The sequence below is a fragment of the Bacteroides sp. NSJ-48 genome, from assembly GCF_014287405.1.
GTDB lineage: Bacteria > Bacteroidota > Bacteroidia > Bacteroidales > Bacteroidaceae > Bacteroides > Bacteroides stercoris.
Genome location: NZ_JACOOD010000042.1, coordinates 22,464 through 38,441 on the forward strand (window position 1 = coordinate 22,464; position 15,978 = coordinate 38,441).

General features: G+C 43.0%; 12 protein-coding genes, 1 tRNA gene and 1 pseudogene. 8 read left to right on the plus strand and 6 right to left on the minus strand.

All coding sequences use genetic code 11. The features are described 5' to 3' along the window. Positions 1-885 (plus strand): carbon-nitrogen hydrolase, encoded by an 885-nt coding sequence (locus H8S52_RS15965; RefSeq protein ID WP_005654199.1) that lies wholly within the window; start codon positions 1-3, stop codon positions 883-885. Between the two features lie 77 nt (positions 886-962). Here H8S52_RS15965 and H8S52_RS15970 read toward each other — a convergent pair whose 3' ends face one another. The 3 genes from H8S52_RS15970 to H8S52_RS15980 all read right to left on the minus strand — a co-directional run bounded on the left by H8S52_RS15970 (position 963) and on the right by H8S52_RS15980 (position 4,384). Next, positions 963-1,343 (minus strand): GtrA family protein, encoded by a 381-nt coding sequence (locus H8S52_RS15970; protein ID WP_016662598.1) that lies wholly within the window; start codon positions 1,341-1,343, stop codon positions 963-965. Positions 1,344-1,363: 20 nt separating this feature from the next. Beyond that, the gene (gene aspS, locus H8S52_RS15975) at positions 1,364-3,121 is read right to left on the minus strand and encodes an aspartate--tRNA ligase (protein ID WP_005654194.1); all 1,758 of its coding nucleotides are present in this window, start codon (positions 3,119-3,121) and stop codon (positions 1,364-1,366) included. Positions 3,122-3,340: 219 nt separating this feature from the next. Beyond that, positions 3,341-4,384 (minus strand): diacylglycerol kinase family protein, encoded by a 1,044-nt coding sequence (locus H8S52_RS15980; RefSeq protein ID WP_005654190.1) that lies wholly within the window; start codon positions 4,382-4,384, stop codon positions 3,341-3,343. 204 nt (positions 4,385-4,588) lie between these two features. Here H8S52_RS15980 and H8S52_RS15985 point away from each other — a divergent pair, with 204 nt between their 5' ends. Together H8S52_RS15985 and H8S52_RS15990 are read left to right on the plus strand one after the other, a co-directional pair. Beyond that, positions 4,589-5,776, plus strand: a complete 1,188-nt coding sequence (locus H8S52_RS15985) for an aminotransferase class I/II-fold pyridoxal phosphate-dependent enzyme (protein WP_005654188.1) — start codon at positions 4,589-4,591, stop codon at positions 5,774-5,776. A 93-nt stretch (positions 5,777-5,869) separates the two neighbouring features. After that, complete coding sequence (locus H8S52_RS15990; RefSeq protein WP_005654186.1) at positions 5,870-6,676, plus strand: M48 family metallopeptidase; 807 nt, start codon at positions 5,870-5,872, stop codon at positions 6,674-6,676. Between the two features lie 452 nt (positions 6,677-7,128). Here the strand turns inward: H8S52_RS15990 and H8S52_RS15995 are convergent, their stop codons facing one another. Both H8S52_RS15995 and H8S52_RS16000 read right to left on the minus strand, forming a co-directional pair. Beyond that, a complete protein-coding gene (locus tag H8S52_RS15995) occupies positions 7,129-8,250 on the minus strand; it encodes a DUF4852 domain-containing protein (RefSeq protein WP_255470100.1) in 1,122 nt (373 codons plus the stop codon). A gap of 105 nt (positions 8,251-8,355) precedes the next feature. Continuing rightward, the gene (locus H8S52_RS16000) at positions 8,356-9,252 is read right to left on the minus strand and encodes a DUF4377 domain-containing protein (RefSeq protein WP_186910206.1); all 897 of its coding nucleotides are present in this window, start codon (positions 9,250-9,252) and stop codon (positions 8,356-8,358) included. A 349-nt stretch (positions 9,253-9,601) separates the two neighbouring features. Between H8S52_RS16000 and H8S52_RS16005 the strand changes: the two genes are divergently transcribed. After that, positions 9,602-9,676, plus strand: a tRNA-Pro gene (locus tag H8S52_RS16005). Between the two features lie 187 nt (positions 9,677-9,863). Here H8S52_RS16005 and H8S52_RS16010 read toward each other — a convergent pair. After that, a complete protein-coding gene (locus H8S52_RS16010) occupies positions 9,864-10,574 on the minus strand; it encodes a tRNA1(Val) (adenine(37)-N6)-methyltransferase (protein WP_005654175.1) in 711 nt (236 codons plus the stop codon). A gap of 170 nt (positions 10,575-10,744) precedes the next feature. Between H8S52_RS16010 and lon the strand changes: the two genes are divergently transcribed. The 4 genes and pseudogenes from lon to H8S52_RS16030 all read left to right on the plus strand — a co-directional run. Further along, positions 10,745-13,216 (plus strand): endopeptidase La, encoded by a 2,472-nt coding sequence (gene lon, locus H8S52_RS16015; protein ID WP_186910207.1) that lies wholly within the window; start codon positions 10,745-10,747, stop codon positions 13,214-13,216. Positions 13,217-13,221: 5 nt separating this feature from the next. After that, the gene (gene tgt / locus H8S52_RS16020) at positions 13,222-14,352 is read left to right on the plus strand and encodes a tRNA guanosine(34) transglycosylase Tgt (RefSeq protein ID WP_016662612.1); all 1,131 of its coding nucleotides are present in this window, start codon (positions 13,222-13,224) and stop codon (positions 14,350-14,352) included. Further along, complete coding sequence (locus tag H8S52_RS16025; protein WP_005654169.1) at positions 14,349-15,491, plus strand: LptF/LptG family permease; 1,143 nt, start codon at positions 14,349-14,351, stop codon at positions 15,489-15,491. The genes tgt and H8S52_RS16025 overlap by 4 nt, the downstream gene beginning before the upstream one ends. Positions 15,492-15,685: 194 nt before the next feature. After that, a pseudogene (locus H8S52_RS16030) lies at positions 15,686-15,978 on the plus strand (DDE transposase); the annotation flags it as partial.

Sequence of the window (15,978 nt, forward strand, 5' to 3'; positions counted from 1 at the left end):
ATGAGAAAAATAAAAGTCGGTATTATTCAGCAGGCCAATGTGGCGGATATGCGTATTAATCTGATGAATCTGGCCAAGAGTATCGAATCGTGTGCAGCTCATGGTGCACAATTAGTGGTGTTGCAGGAGTTGCATAACTCACTCTATTTTTGCCAGACGGAGAATACACAACTGTTTGATTTGGCAGAACCTATCCCCGGGCCATCGACCGGTTTCTATTCGGAGTTGGCGGCTGCCAACAACATAGTATTGGTAACTTCATTGTTCGAAAAGCGTGCTCCGGGACTGTATCATAATACGGCCGTTGTGTTTGAGCGTGACGGTAGCATTGCCGGGAAATACCGCAAGATGCACATCCCTGATGATCCGGCCTATTATGAGAAGTTTTATTTCACTCCCGGAGATTTGGGCTTCGAACCTATCCAAACGTCTTTGGGAAAATTGGGCGTTTTGGTTTGTTGGGACCAATGGTATCCCGAAGCAGCGCGTCTCATGGCGCTGAAAGGAGCCGAATTATTGATTTATCCTACCGCCATCGGTTGGGAAAGCAGCGATACTGATGATGAGAAAGTCCGCCAACTCAATGCATGGATAATCTCGCAACGCGGACATGCCGTAGCAAACGGACTCCCGGTTATTTCGGTGAATCGTGTGGGACACGAGCCAGATCCCTCTATGCAAACAAATGGTATCCAATTTTGGGGGAACAGTTTTGTTGTTGGACCGCAAGGTGAGTTTTTGGCACAGGCAGGCAATGAGCAACCGGAAAATATTGTAGTGGAAGTGGATTTGGAACGTTCGGAGAATGTCCGCCGTTGGTGGCCATTCCTGCGCGATCGCAGAATTGACGCCTATGAGGGATTGACAAAACGTTTTTTAGACTGAGGGTTTGTTTGAATTCTATAAGAAAAGAATTCTCAAAAGCATGCTGAATAAAAATCAGGCAAGTTAAAGGAGCGCTTTTATTTGAATGTAACTTTTTTGTTCATCAGGAAGTTGACTCCGCCATATACAAATAATCCTAAGAACTGGGCGAGGTATTCATTACAGTTCAATCCCTCTACCAAGCCGATGAGGAAAAGGAATTGCGCACAATAAGCCATTCCGAAAGCTATGGAAAAGAGCAACACTTGCCGCCAAGTGTTGCTCTTCTTTTCTGTTGGGAATACCCAATACTTGCACCAGATAAAATTATGAGTCTGTGCCAGTATGTATGCAGTGACATTGGAGAGCATGTAATTGATGTCCAACTCATCCATCATTACCCAGATGGTGATTGCTGTTATCAAGGCGTTTAATGTACCGATTACTGCAAAACGGCAAATACGTGTGGACTCTTTCACTCTCTCCTATCCTCTTGTTTTTATTCTTTTACCTCCACAATAAGGTTAAGCTCGTCCAATTGTTTTTGGTCGATAACCGAAGGTGCATCCAGCATAACATCGCGACCGGAATTATTCTTCGGGAACGCAATGCAGTCACGAATACTGTCAAGGCCGGCAAAGATACTTACCCAACGGTCGAGGCCGTAAGCCAAACCACCATGAGGAGGTGCGCCGAACTTGAAGGCATTCATCAGGAAACCGAATTGTTCTTCAGCCTTTTCCGGTGTGAATCCCAATATCTCAAACATCTTGGCCTGCAATTGAGCATCATGGATACGGATCGAACCGCCACCGACTTCGATACCGTTACATACCATATCATAAGCATCGGCACGAACGGCTGCAGGATCTGTGTCCAACAAAGGAATATCTTCATCCTTCGGATGGGTAAACGGATGATGCATAGCCATCAGGCGGCCTTCTTCTTCGCTCCATTCAAACATCGGGAAGTCGACTATCCAAAGCAATGCAAACTTATTCTTGTCGCGTAAGCCTAATTGGTTACCCATTTCAAGGCGAAGCTCATTCAGTTGCTTACGGGTCTTCATTACGTCATCACCGCTCAAAATAAGAATCAAATCGCCCGGTTTTGCACCGAAAGCGGCTTTCATCTCTTGCAGCACCTCTTGCGTGTAGAACTTATCGACACTTGATTTCACAGTGCCGTCAGCTTCTACACGGGCATATACCATTCCTTTGGCTCCGATTTGCGGTTTCTTTACGAATTCGGTCAAGGCATCCAGTTGCTTGCGGGTGTAGCTTGCAGCGCCTTCCGCACAGATACCGCCGATGTATGCGGCATTGTCGAATACAGAGAAGCCATGGCCTTTCATGATATCCATCAACTCCACGAACTTCATGCCGAAGCGCAAATCCGGTTTGTCGCTACCGTAATATTTCATAGCATCTGCCCATGGCATACGTTGGAACGGTTCGGTCAACTCAACACCGCGCAGTTCTTTGAAAAGGTATTTTGCCATACCTTCGAAAAGTTCGATTACATCGTCCTGCTGTACGAAAGACATTTCACAGTCGATTTGTGTAAATTCCGGTTGACGGTCGGCACGGAGGTCCTCATCGCGGAAGCATTTTGCGATTTGGAAGTAACGGTCAAAACCCGAAACCATCAGCAACTGTTTCAATGTTTGAGGGCTTTGCGGCAATGCGTAGAATTGTCCCGGATTCATGCGTGAAGGAACGACAAAGTCGCGTGCACCTTCCGGTGTAGAACCGATGAGAAGAGGAGTCTCTACTTCAATAAATCCTTTGCTGTCCAGGTATTTACGCACTTCAATAGTCATCTTATGGCGTAATTCCAAATTCTTGCGTACTGCTGCACGACGTAAATCCAGATAACGGTATTTCATACGGATATCATCACCGCCGTCTGTATTGTCTTCAATTGTAAAAGGAGGAGTTAAGGCTGAATTCAGCACATTCAATTCCGATACGATGATTTCGATATCTCCCGTAGGAATGTTTTTGTTTTTGCTGAAACGTTCGTTGACCGTTCCTACTATTTGAATTACGAACTCACGGCCCAAGCGGTTGGCCTGTTCGCAAAGTTCGGCATCTACTTCTTCATTAAACACTAATTGGGTAATTCCGTAACGGTCGCGGAGGTCTACGAATGTCATGCCGCCCATTTTACGGCTGCGCTGTACCCAACCTGCCAGCGTCACTTGCTTATTAACGTCGGAGATACGCAATTCTCCACAGGTGTGTGATCTATACATCTTATTATTTACTATTTTACAATTTACTGTTTACTGTTTGGCGATGCAACATCAGAGATGTACCATTGCTAAAAACGGATAAATATCGTGCAAAAATACATAAAACATATTACAGACGTATCAAAACAGATAAGTTTATTTTTAAAAAGCGACTTTATATAATAGCCGGACAGTAAAATATCAATTTTCCATACTGTTCCGACTCTTTTGCAGAAGGCGTTAGTTCTTTCTAAGTTTTTTAATCTGTTCTTTGCCTTTATCCAATATCATTCTGTTTGTATGGGTAATATCTTCCAGGATGGCTTCGTTTATTTGTTTCAAGCCATTGATGTAGTCCTGGGCACGCTGCAATACATTCGAAGAGTCTTTTTCCACATTCTTGGGTACAATGACCTGCAATCCTCTTTTGATTATGTTTACGTCGATGTTCTCGCCCATTATCATCGGATCTCCATCGAAATGTATAACCCCCTGTTTGGAACGATGGATGCGGAGCGTCTTACAGCGGAAAGTCTTTATACGGCTATTCTGGTCGATAGTCTTGTTGAACAACTGGAATGATAATGCCGGTACATCCAATACGGTAAAAGGCTCCAGAATTGTAACGTCCAGCAATCCGTCATTTAATGTGGCTTGCGGAGTGATATAAGCATTATTCCCATACTGTGAGGCATTGCCGCATGCTATCAGGAAAGCCTTGTATCGCAGTGTGCTGCCATCCATTTCCAATTCGTATGTCTCCGGTTTATATTTTAGGCTTTCAAGCAATGTTTTCTCCAGATATATGAGCGGGCCTCTCCTGCCGGCTTTGGAAAACTGCAGGCTGACAAATGCGTCGAACCCTACCCCGCAGGTACAGAAGAAAGGAACATCATTGATTTTGCCATAGTCAATAATGTCTATCAATCCTTCGTTAATGATGTTGATTGCTTTTTTGGCATCCATAGGGATTTGCAGATGGCGTGCAAGCCCGTTTCCCGAACCGCATGGAATGATTCCCAATGCAGTTTTGGTATGTACCAGTGAACGTGCTATTTCATTAATAGTTCCGTCTCCGCCGATAGCAACAACGGCAAAAGCTTCTTCTTTAGCTTTTAGGGCGGCTATTTCAACTGCGTGCCCCGCCCGTTCCGTATAGATTACTTCCGGTATATACCGGCTTTTATCCAACTTTTCATCAAGCCATTTCAATATTTGCTCCTTACCCTGAGTACCGGATATGGGGTTTATTATAAATGATATTTTCTTTTTACTATCGTCCATTTAAACGGATATTACTATAGGAATTTCTTCATGCAAAAGTAATATAAATCCTTTAAATTTTAACCATATGAATCTCTTAAAACGAGTTAGGGCAGATTTTTTAGAGTAAATGAAACAGATAACAACATATTTTGCTATCTTTGCCCCCTGTTTTTAAGAACTTGTTTTTAATAGGATTAATATTCATTATATAAAAGACATTTCATGGGTTTACTGCAAGACAAATTCGCGAAATATGATTTGCCGCAACAATTTATGGCAAAAGGGGTATACCCGTATTTCCGCACGATTAACAGCCATCAGGATACAGAGGTAATGATGGATGGCAAAAAAGTTCTGATGTTCGGTTCAAACGCATATATGGGACTGACATATGACAAGCGAATCATTGACGCTTCGATAGCTGCCACTGAAAAATATGGTACAGGGTGTGCCGGTTCCCGCTTTTTGAATGGTACTCTTGATATACATGTTGAACTGGAAAAAGAGTTGGCCGAGTTCGTAGGAAAAGACGAAGCGCTCTGTTTTTCTACCGGTTTTACTGTGAACGAGGGCATTATTCCCGCAGTGGTAGGACGTGGTGACTATATCATCTGTGATGACCGCGACCACGCTTCTATTGTAGACGGACGCCGCCTTTCGTTCGCCACACAGTTAAAGTATAAGCACAATGACATGGAAGACCTTGAAAAAGAGCTTCAGAAGTGCGAACCGGATGCGGTGAAACTGATAATTGTAGATGGTGTATTCTCAATGGAAGGCGATTTGGCTAACCTGCCGGAAATCGTTCGTCTGAAAAAGAAATATAATGCTAGCATTTATGTGGATGAAGCTCACGGATTAGGTGTATTCGGTAAGCAGGGCCGCGGTGTATGCGATCATTTCGGAGTGACCGAAGACATTGACTTGATAATGGGTACATTCAGTAAGTCATTGGCTTCTATCGGTGGTTTTATTGCTGGCGACAAGGAGGTTATCAACTGGTTGCGCCACAATGCCCGCTCTTATATATTCCAGGCAAGTAGTACGCCGGCAGCGACGGCAGCGGCTCGTGAAGCACTGCACATTATTAAATCCGAACCGGAACGTATCCAACGTCTGTGGGATATCACTAACTATGCATTGAAGAGTTTCCGTGATGCAGGTTTTGAGATTGGTGAAACAGAGTCGCCCATCATACCTTTGTATGTGCGTGATACGGAAAAGACCTTTGTCGTAACGAAGATGGCTTTTGATGAAGGCATCTTTATCAATCCGGTTATACCGCCTGCATGTGCTCCTCAGGATACATTGGTACGTGTGGCATTAATGGCTACCCATACTAAAGAACAAGTGGATTATGCAGTTGAGAAGTTGACAAAATGCTTTAGAGAATTGGGGATAATCAAGTAAAGGAACAATTTGAAGCAAAGATAAAAGCCGTTTAATCGTGGATCGGTTAAACGGCTTTCTTTTTTATAAACCCATTTAAACTAACCAAACAACATGAAAAAACAAATTCTGATTTTTACTGCTGTTGTATGTGGAATGACTTGTACTACAACTGCTTATGCGCAATTTAAAATTGGTGGTAAGAAAATAAATGTAGGTAAGGTTGTTCAAGCCGGTACGGATGCTGCTAAAGCTATAACTCTTTCGGATGCGGATATTGCAGCTATGAGTAGGGAGTATATGCAATGGATGGATACTCACAATCCTTTGACGAAGCCTGATACGGAATATGGCAAGCGTCTGGAGAAACTGACCGGACATATCAAAGAAGTGGATGGTTTGAAAGTGAATTTTGGGGTTTATGAAGTGGTTGATGTAAACGCTTTTGCCTGCGGTGACGGCAGTGTACGTATTTGCGCCGGATTAATGGATATTATGACGGATGATGAAGTAATGGCTGTAGTAGGCCATGAGATAGGTCACGTAATTCATACGGACTCCAAAGATGCAATGAAGAGCGCATATCTTCGTTCTGCCGTGAAGAATGCTGCGGGTGCGGCAAGTTCTACCGTGTCAAAGCTGACCGACTCCGAGTTGGGAGCTATGGCGGAAGCCTTGGCTGGTGCGCAATATTCGCAGAAGCAGGAAACGGAAGCGGACGATTACGGTTTTGAATTTTCTATAAAGCATAATTTAGATCCTTATGCCATGTATAATGCATTGAATAAACTGCTGGAACTTTCAGCGGACGCTCCCAAAGAATCTAAATTTCAAAAGATGTTTTCATCTCATCCGGATACGGCAAAACGAGTAGCCCGTGCCAAAGAGAAAGCTGATGAATATATGAAAAACAAGCAATAAGAGGTTGCATTTCCAAATTACAGAAAGAGGCGGGATTCCATTTGAATTCTGCCTCTTTCCTTTATAATAAAAGGATACTTTTGCTTCAACTTATTGGTTTTATTTATCTGATTGCTTTGATATTGGATTTATTTTAGATTATTATCGGTTTGATTTAACCAATTGAGGAATAAATTTTTAGCGAATTATTTGAGAAATAGAGGTAACGATTTAGCAACCGTGAGAATTTCAGCGTTTTACGTTGTTATGCTATCAAATGGTTCTCATCTATTTCCGAAAGTACGAACTGTGACAGCTATTTTATAAAATTGATTGGAAAAACAGAAAATGTAAGAAGCCCCCAGCGAGTTACCCCACCGGAGGCATAGTTCATTTATTACAATCAAATTTCTGAAATGTCTTTTCTTCTTTTACAGCCCCTTGCTTTATGTGTCTGCATATTGCTCATTGTGCTACTTTTTAGGCAACATTTGTGTACCAAGATAATTGTATGTCACTTCTTGTATGTTATAAGGGAAGACGTTATAATAACCGTCTGTTTGTATAATCTCCATGTTCAAAGCTTTTTGACCGTATGCTTTACGGAGTGTTGACCACTCGAAATCGAATGATGTTCCGGGACGCATCACCATGGTACGTTTATCGGGAAGTGATACCGGTTGTTGGAGGATGCGCACATATACATATAGGGTAGCCGTTGGCGGTAAGGTTGCTGAGGTCATTTTACGCATGGTATAGATACCCTGGGCAATGGGTTTGTCGCAAGGTAAGGTAGTAAATGATGGAGCATTAGTGAAATGAAAGGCACAAGTTCCCCATAAGCAATAACCCTGTTGGGACAATTCCCTATTCTGCTTGGTCTTCACATCGATACACGTTAAACCCGAAAGCGGAAAATGCTGTCGATTAATGTCATACATTTGGAGTTCCGAGAAACATTTGATACGGAATACCTTATTGAAATCCACCTTTGCCACAGCCTGTTCCAATTCTTTCCGGTATGTTGTACGGAGCTTTTCCTGTATAAACGGGTCATTGGCTGCTTCTGCATATTGCTGGGGGGCTCGGAGAGAGGCATAGGTCTCGACTGATGTTGTGTCGATAGGCTTGCCGTAAAGTTTATGTGCATAGACGAACAAAATAGCCGGTGTAAGGTCAATAGCTCCATCCATACGGGAAACATGATGTCCGGACATGATGTTTCCTTTGCTTAAAGCCATGTTTAAATATACGCCAATCTTGAAATCACCTTGTTCAGCAAAGACAATTTGGGGCGTTTCCGGCTGTTGGTAAATACCGAACTGCTGATAGAGCTCGGGCTGGTAAGCAGGTATGTCGGTAATGATGGCAATCCGTCCGGTTGAGTTTTCCGGATTCAACTTGTCAAATTGATTGTTGGCGTTTAGCTGCTTAACAAATAGGTAACCCGATGGCAATGGTTCGCCAATACGGAGCGTGTCGCCTACTTTATAAGTACGGCCGTCACAAGCATCAATGCTCTGCTGGGCTTGGAGTGGTTGGCATAACAAACAGACACCACCTAACAACAAAACGGCCAGATTTTTTATTTTCATTCGTTTTTTTGTCCTTAATTCTATAGTTCTCATATTAATATTAATAAGTTCTTATAATGGTTGTAATGATAATTAAGATAATTGATGCTCGCTGGAGGCTTTATGCTATTTAATAGAAATGGCATAAGAAACCACAACTGTTTTTACTCCGGCTTGCGGATATTTATTTTTGTAGTATTCAGAAAGGTCTTTATAAAGATAAGCTATATCAGGAGTTGAATCTACGTTTCTTGATTTAGCAGAACGACCCATAAACACATCAATTGAAAGATAATCCGTTTCATTGCCCTGTTCATCTAAAAAAGTCCAATTTCCATAACCAAGTACATTTCCTTCCGGAGGAAGTAATTTGTAAGATTCTGGCATTTCTTCCGGGTCTTTGTTTTCGCTTTTTACAATACACGGTCCCAATGTATTATTATCATCTTTTATTGCAATACACCTTAGTAACTTGTCTTCGCTTCGCCAAAATATATAGTGAAAATCCAAAGGAATGAGAGATTTTTTCTCCAATTCTTCTTCAATAAGTTTTTGATTATTATCTGCATCTACTGCATATCTGTATTTAGGAAACTGTACATTCTCGTAGTATGATTTAGGAATAAAATGTAAAGGCAAATTTTCTGATTTTTTACTATCTTTGGATATTATTTCAAGTAATTCATATTCTGTCCATGCAGAATTTCCCATGCTATAATCCAAATAACTTGTTTCACTGATTTTTATCTTATATTCATATCCTTTTTCAAACTCAAATCCATCAATGAATCCAAGGCTTTCCCATTCTTGGGCATTTTCTTTCTTTACGGCATATACATCAGATAAGTAATTAAATCCGTCTGACCAACGAACACCGGGTATCTTCTTCGATGCAATGGTCAGAGCATATTCCTTGTAGTCTGTCACTGTCACTTTCTCGCCCTCTTCATCTTTGTTATCACAGCCTATAAAACCGAATATACAGAGGAATAATATCAGTATTTCTAATTTTTGAGTTTTCATGTCTATCAATTTTACAATTCTGTATTTACTTTTATTTGTTCTATCTTTTTTTGTGTGCAAATATAGTAAAAGTACCATTTGTAAGGCATTATGAACGACACTTTTCTCAACAAGATAATGGGAACAAATAAAAAAGTTTAGTCAACTTCATATTCTCTGATTTTATTAAGATTATTTCCACAAAAATAGATATAAAAGAGAATGTATCAAAGAGGCAGAGAATAATTAACCGTTCCTATGTATTGTATTTCAGACATTTATAATTTTATTTCAGATAAAGTCATAAAAAGATTTGGTCTATATCAAAAAAGATTTTACCTTTGCACTCGCTTTTAAGAAGTAAAGCACTCGGGGTGTAGCGCAGTCCGGTTAGCGCACCTGCTTTGGGAGCAGGGGGTCGTGGGTTCGAATCCCGCTACCCCGACAGATGAGAATCAAGGAGTTACAGTAAGATGTAGCTCCTTTTTTTGTTGTCCGAATGGGGCGGTTGAATTGACGGTTGACTTAGAAATCTAATTCGCTATAATTTTCGTAGCCAGACTATTTGTTGGCGATACATCTTCCTGCTATCCATAGAGACTTTCCTTACTCTTTATGAGTTATCAAGAACATTACATCTTTAAATAAAAGTCTTTGGTCAGCGCAATGTACTCCGGGGTAAATTGTTCGTGTTTCTCTCCTTCTATGTAAAGACTGTCCTCAATACATGATATGCTTTGCCGGCCGAAAGTCAGCAACACGCGCCGGCAAGGTTTTCCGGGTTTGGTAAAAACATGCAAACGACGATGTGGATGAAAATTATATTTCCAGGCCGTATCAATCACTGTTCTTTCAACTTCGGCCGGAATGATAATGCTTATAACCCCCTGTTCCGATAATAAGTGCGCCGAATGCCCAAAAAGAAGTTCATAGTTCAGCTCACTCGTGTGCCGTGCCATGCAGCGCTGATTGTCAGGGCATCTCAGGGCGTCAACAAAATAAGGCGGGTTGGAAACAATCAGGTCGAATTTATCTTCCGGGTGATACTTGCGGAAGTCGCAGCATACAACTTCCATCCGATTGCTCCAGGGGGACGATTGAATATTCTCTTGGGCTTGTGCCGCCGCTGCCGGATCTATCTCGACAGAGGTAATTACTGCTTCCGGATTACGCTGTGCTAATTGTAAGGATATTAAGCCACTACCCGCTCCTACATCAAGAATCCGTTTAACATCTTGAACCGGAGCCCACGCTCCTAATAACACCCCGTCTGTACCTACCTTCATGGCGCATTTGTCGTGTCGGACGGTAAATTGTTTGAACTGAAAATAAGGATTCGGCATATTTGTCTTTGTTAATCGGACTCAAAAATAATCAAAGCCGACAAAATAACGGCAATTTTGGCATCGTTTTTGTCTTTTTAAAGAAAGGACACCCGTTTATACAGAAGAAATAGCTAACTTTGCAAGCGCCTTATTGGCCTGCCAATATGACATAAACTAAAAAGAATGAAATGAAGAAAAGAAATTACTTTAGTGATATCGAAGATAGGAATGAAAATGCATTTTCTGTAATTGCTGATTTTGAGGGGAATGAAGAACAATTGATGGATATTGAGGTTGATGAAATCCTTCCGGTATTGCCTCTTCGGAACATGGTTTTGTTTCCGGGTGTGTTTATGCCGGTATCCGTTGGAAGAAAGTCTTCCTTAAAATTGGTGCGTGAGGCAGAAAAGAAAAGTTCATATATAGCTGTAGTGTGTCAGAAAGCCGCTGATACGGAGGAGCCTGTACTTGAGGACTTGCATACAATCGGTACGGTTGCCAAGATTGTCCGTGTATTGGAAATGCCGGATCAGACAACGACTGTTATTCTGCAAGGTTCCAAACGCATTGAGTTGAAAGAAATAATGGAAGTGGCTCCTTATTTGAAAGGGCGTGTAACTACTCTCAATGAAGAGATACCTGCTAAAGATGACAAGGAATTTCAGGCATTGGTAGAAGCATGTAAGGATTTGACCGTGCGTTACATAAAATCCTCGGAAATGTTTCCGCAAGACTCTGCATTTGCCATCAAAAACATTAGTAACCCGATGTTTTTGGTAGATTTTATCTGTACCAATCTGCCCTTGAAGAAGGATGAAAAGATAGAGTTGCTGCGTATTGACGCATTGCGTGCCCGCACTTATCGCTTGCTTGAGATTTTGAATCGGGAAGTGCAGCTTGCCGAGATTAAGGAGTCTATCCAAATGCGCGCCCGCGAGGATATAGACCAGCAGCAGCGCGAATATTTCCTGCAACAGCAGATTAAAACCATTCAGGATGAATTGGGTGGTGGCAGTCAGGAGCAGGAATTGGAAGAAATGCGCAAAAAAGCTGAAACCATAAAATGGAATGAAGAAGTAAAAAGTACATTCCTGAAAGAAGTGGATAAGTTGGAGCGCATGCATCCGCAATCGCCCGATTACAGTGTGCAACTGAACTACTTGCAGACTATGATGAGTTTACCGTGGGGCGTTTATACAACGGATAATCTGAACCTGACTAATGCAGAGAAGACGTTGAATAAAGACCATTACGGCTTGGAGAAGGTAAAAGAGCGTATATTGGAGCACCTTGCCGTATTGAAGCTGAAAGGCGATATGAAATCGCCCATCATCTGTCTGTATGGCCCTCCGGGCGTGGGTAAGACCTCTTTGGGGCGCTCTATAGCCGCTGCTTTGAAGCGGAAGTATATCCGTATGTCTTTGGGCGGTGTGCATGATGAAGCGGAAGTACGCGGACACCGCAAGACGTATATCGGAGCAATGCCGGGGCGTATTATCAAGAGTCTGATTAAAGCCGGTTCTTCCAATCCCGTATTTATATTGGACGAGATAGACAAGGTGAGTGCCGACCGTCAGGGCGACCCTTCTTCTGCTCTGCTCGAAGTACTCGATCCGGAACAGAATACTACGTTCCACGACAACTTCCTGGATGTGGATTATGACTTGTCGAAGGTGATGTTCATTGCTACCGCCAATAATCTGAACACAATTCCGGGGCCGTTGCTCGACCGTATGGAGTTGATTGAAGTAAGCGGCTACATAACCGAAGAAAAAATAGAAATTGCCCGTCGCCACTTGGTTCCGAAAGAGCTGGAAGCAAACGGTATGAAGAAGAACGATATCAAGATTCCAAAGAATACGTTGGAAGCAATCATCGAGTCTTATACCCGTGAAAGCGGTGTACGTGAATTGGAAAAGAAGATTGGAAAAATTCTTCGCAAATCGGCTCGCCAATATGCTACGGACGGCTATTTCGCAAAAACAGAAATCAAGCCGGGCGATTTGTATGAATTCCTGGGTGCTCCCGAATATACACGCGACAAATATCAAGGCAATGAATATGCCGGTGTAGTTACGGGCTTGGCATGGACTGCTGTCGGCGGTGAGATTCTGTTTGTCGAAACCAGTCTCAGCCGCGGTAAAGGCGGTCGCTTGACACTGACCGGAAACCTGGGTGATGTAATGAAAGAATCGGCTATGCTGGCATTGGAGTACATCAAGTCTCATGCTTCGTTGCTGAATCTTGATGAAGAGATTTTCGACAACTGGAATATCCATGTTCATGTTCCCGAAGGAGCTATCCCCAAGGATGGCCCGTCGGCAGGTATAACAATGGCTACTTCGCTGGCATCCGCACTTACGCAGAGAAAAGTAAAGGCCAATCTTGCCATGACTGGCGAAATCACGCTGCGCGGAAAAGTTCTTCCCGTAGGTGGTATCAAGGAAAAGATTCTGGCTGCCAAACGTGCCGGTATCAAGGAGATTATCCTCAGCGACGAGAATCGTAAGAACATTGAAGAGATACAGGAGATTTATCTGAAAGGACTGACTTTCCACTATGTGAAAGACGTAAAAGAAGTGTTTGCCATTGCGCTGACTGATGAAAAGGTAGCTGATGCCATTGACTTGTCCGTTAAAAAAGAAAAGATAGAAAAGTAAGAAGAATGACATTTGAGTTACAGTATACAGACAGCAAGACAAATGCCCGTGCAGGTTTGATTACCACCGACCACGGACAGATTGAAACGCCTATCTTTATGCCGGTAGGTACGTTGGGAACCGTAAAAGGCGTGCATTTGACAGAGTTGAAAGAAGATATAAAGGCGCAGATAATATTAGGTAATACCTATCATCTTTATTTGCGTCCCGGATTGGATGTTATTGAAAAAGCCGGCGGATTGCACAAGTTCAACGGCTTCGACCGTCCGATGCTGACCGATAGCGGAGGTTTTCAGGTCTTTTCCTTGGCAGGTATCCGCAAGTTGCGTGAAGAAGGTGCTGAGTTCCGTTCGCACATTGACGGAAGCAAACACATTTTCACTCCGGAAAGGGTAATGGACATTGAACGTACCATCGGGGCAGACATCATGATGGCCTTTGACGAATGTACTCCGGGTGATGCAGAGTATGCCTATGCCAAAAAGTCCATGGAAATGACGCATCGTTGGCTGGACCGTTGTATCACGCGGTTCAATGAAACGGAACCCAAATACGGCTATCATCAGGCTCTTTTCCCTATCGTGCAGGGGTGTGTTTATCCCGACCTTCGCAAACGCTCGGCCGAGTTCATAGCCTCCAAAGGAGCCGAGGGCAATGCCATCGGCGGTTTGGCTGTGGGCGAACCTACGGAGAAGATGTACGAAATGATAGAGCTGGTGAATGAGATCCTGCCGAAGGACAAGCCTCGTTATCTGATGGGCGTAGGTACACCTGTGAACATTCTGGAAGGCATCGAACGCGGAGTTGACATGTTCGACTGCGTAATGCCTACACGTAACGGACGCAACGGTATGCTGTTTACAAAAGACGGTATCATCAACATGCGTAACAAGAAATGGGAAACCGACTTCTCTCCTATTGAGGCAGACGGTGCATCTTACGTAGATACATTATATAGTAAGGCCTATCTGCGCCACCTCTTCCATGCACAGGAGTTGCTGGCCATGCAGATTGCTTCCATTCACAATCTGGCATTTTACCTTTGGCTTGCCGGTGAAGCCCGCAAGCATATTATTGCCGGTGATTTCTCTACATGGAAACCGATGATGGTACAACGTGTATCGACAAGATTATGAGAAAGATTGACTGGAAGATGCTGAAAGACATCAAGCTGCCTGTCGGGAAAAATAAGTTCCTCAAGCGGTTGGACTGGTACATCATCAAGAAGTTCCTGGGAACATACGTGTTTGCCATAGCCCTGATTATTTCTATCGCCGTAGTATTCGACTTTAATGAAAAAATGGACCGCTTCATGTCTCATGAAGCGCCATGGCAAGCCATTATCTTCGATTACTACATGAACTTCATCCCCTACTTTGCCAATCTGTTCAGTCCGCTGTTTGTCTTCATCGCAGTAATCTTCTTTACTTCCAAACTTGCGGAGAACTCGGAGATTATCGCAATGTTCTCTACGGGAATGAGTTTTAAGCGCATGCTGCGTCCTTATATGGTGTCGGCGGCTATTATCGCAATCACTACGTTCTGTCTCGGTTCGTATGTCATTCCTAAAGGCAGTGTTACGCGACTTAATTTTGAGGACAAATACTATAAGCCCCGCAAGTCAACCACAGCCCGCAATATTCAGTTGGAGGTCGATTCGGGAGTCATTGCCTATATAGAGCGCTTTGAGGATTACAGCAAAACGGGTTACCGCTTTTCGCTCGATAAGTTCAAGGACAAGCAGTTAGTGTCCCATCTTACCGCACGCAGCATTACTTACGATACGGCAGCCGTCCACAAATGGAAGGTGAAGGACTACATGATCCGTGAAATGGACGGTATGCGCGAAAGCATCGTTAAAGGAGAGCGGCTGGACACCATTCTCTTTATGGAACCTGCCGATTTCCTCATAATGAAAAACCAGCAGGAAATGCTCACCAGCCCTCAGTTGAGCGAGTACATAGACCGGCAACGGCAACGCGGTTTTGCCAATATCAAGGAGTTCGAGATAGAATATCATAAACGCATAGCCATGTCTTTTGCCTCGTTTATCCTGACGCTGATTGGCGTATCTCTTTCTTCGAAAAAGACAAAAGGCGGTATGGGATTGCATTTGGGCATAGGCTTGGGATTAAGTTTCTCGTATATCCTGTTCCAGACGATTGCCTCTACATTTGCAGTAAATGGTAATGTGCCGCCCGTCATAGCGGTATGGATACCGAACCTGCTTTATGCATTCATTGCATTCTATTTGTATAAGAAAGCGCCGAAGTAGGCAACTGTAGGAAGCTGTTGTCAAAGCATACCGCAGAATAGTGTAAAAAGGGACATTCATTAAATATTATAAAATTAGCCAACTAATTCATACACAAATTATTGCGAATTAGTTGGCTTTTTTGTATCTTTAGGTATTCCCCCGAAAACAAGGTTTGACGGCTAAAACGGGGGAAATACCCAAACTAATAAGATATGGCAAAGATACAAAATATTTCAGAAATTCACCCTACTTTGGGTTTTACAGAATTTGATATTCTGGAAAAATACCGCAAGAGTTTTAATGAGAGTGAGCTTGGCAAGCTTCATTCGGTCTTTCCGTTTGAATGTATGGCAAAAGCCGCAGGCCTGTCGGACCGACGCCTGGGCCGCAGGAACATATTCAGTCCTTCCGCAAAGATCGCCCTTATGGTCCTGAAGGCATACACCGGATTCTCCGACAGGCAACTGGTGGAACATCTGAACGGGAACATACACTACCAGATTTT

Coding starts and splice junctions, on each gene's coding strand:
- H8S52_RS15965 (WP_005654199.1), top strand. CDS start 1: ATGAGAAAAATAAAAGTCGGTATTATTCAGCAGGCCAATGTGGCGGAT.
- aspS (WP_005654194.1), bottom strand. CDS start 3,121: ATGTATAGATCACACACCTGTGGAGAATTGCGTATCTCCGACGTTAAT.
- H8S52_RS15980 (WP_005654190.1), bottom strand. CDS start 4,384: ATGGACGATAGTAAAAAGAAAATATCATTTATAATAAACCCCATATCC.
- H8S52_RS15985 (WP_005654188.1), top strand. CDS start 4,589: ATGGGTTTACTGCAAGACAAATTCGCGAAATATGATTTGCCGCAACAA.
- H8S52_RS15990 (WP_005654186.1), top strand. CDS start 5,870: ATGAAAAAACAAATTCTGATTTTTACTGCTGTTGTATGTGGAATGACT.
- H8S52_RS15995 (WP_255470100.1), bottom strand. CDS start 8,250: ATGAAAATAAAAAATCTGGCCGTTTTGTTGTTAGGTGGTGTCTGTTTG.
- H8S52_RS16000 (WP_186910206.1), bottom strand. CDS start 9,252: ATGAAAACTCAAAAATTAGAAATACTGATATTATTCCTCTGTATATTC.
- H8S52_RS16010 (WP_005654175.1), bottom strand. CDS start 10,574: ATGCCGAATCCTTATTTTCAGTTCAAACAATTTACCGTCCGACACGAC.
- lon (WP_186910207.1), top strand. CDS start 10,745: ATGAAGAAAAGAAATTACTTTAGTGATATCGAAGATAGGAATGAAAAT.
- tgt (WP_016662612.1), top strand. CDS start 13,222: ATGACATTTGAGTTACAGTATACAGACAGCAAGACAAATGCCCGTGCA.
- H8S52_RS16025 (WP_005654169.1), top strand. CDS start 14,349: ATGAGAAAGATTGACTGGAAGATGCTGAAAGACATCAAGCTGCCTGTC.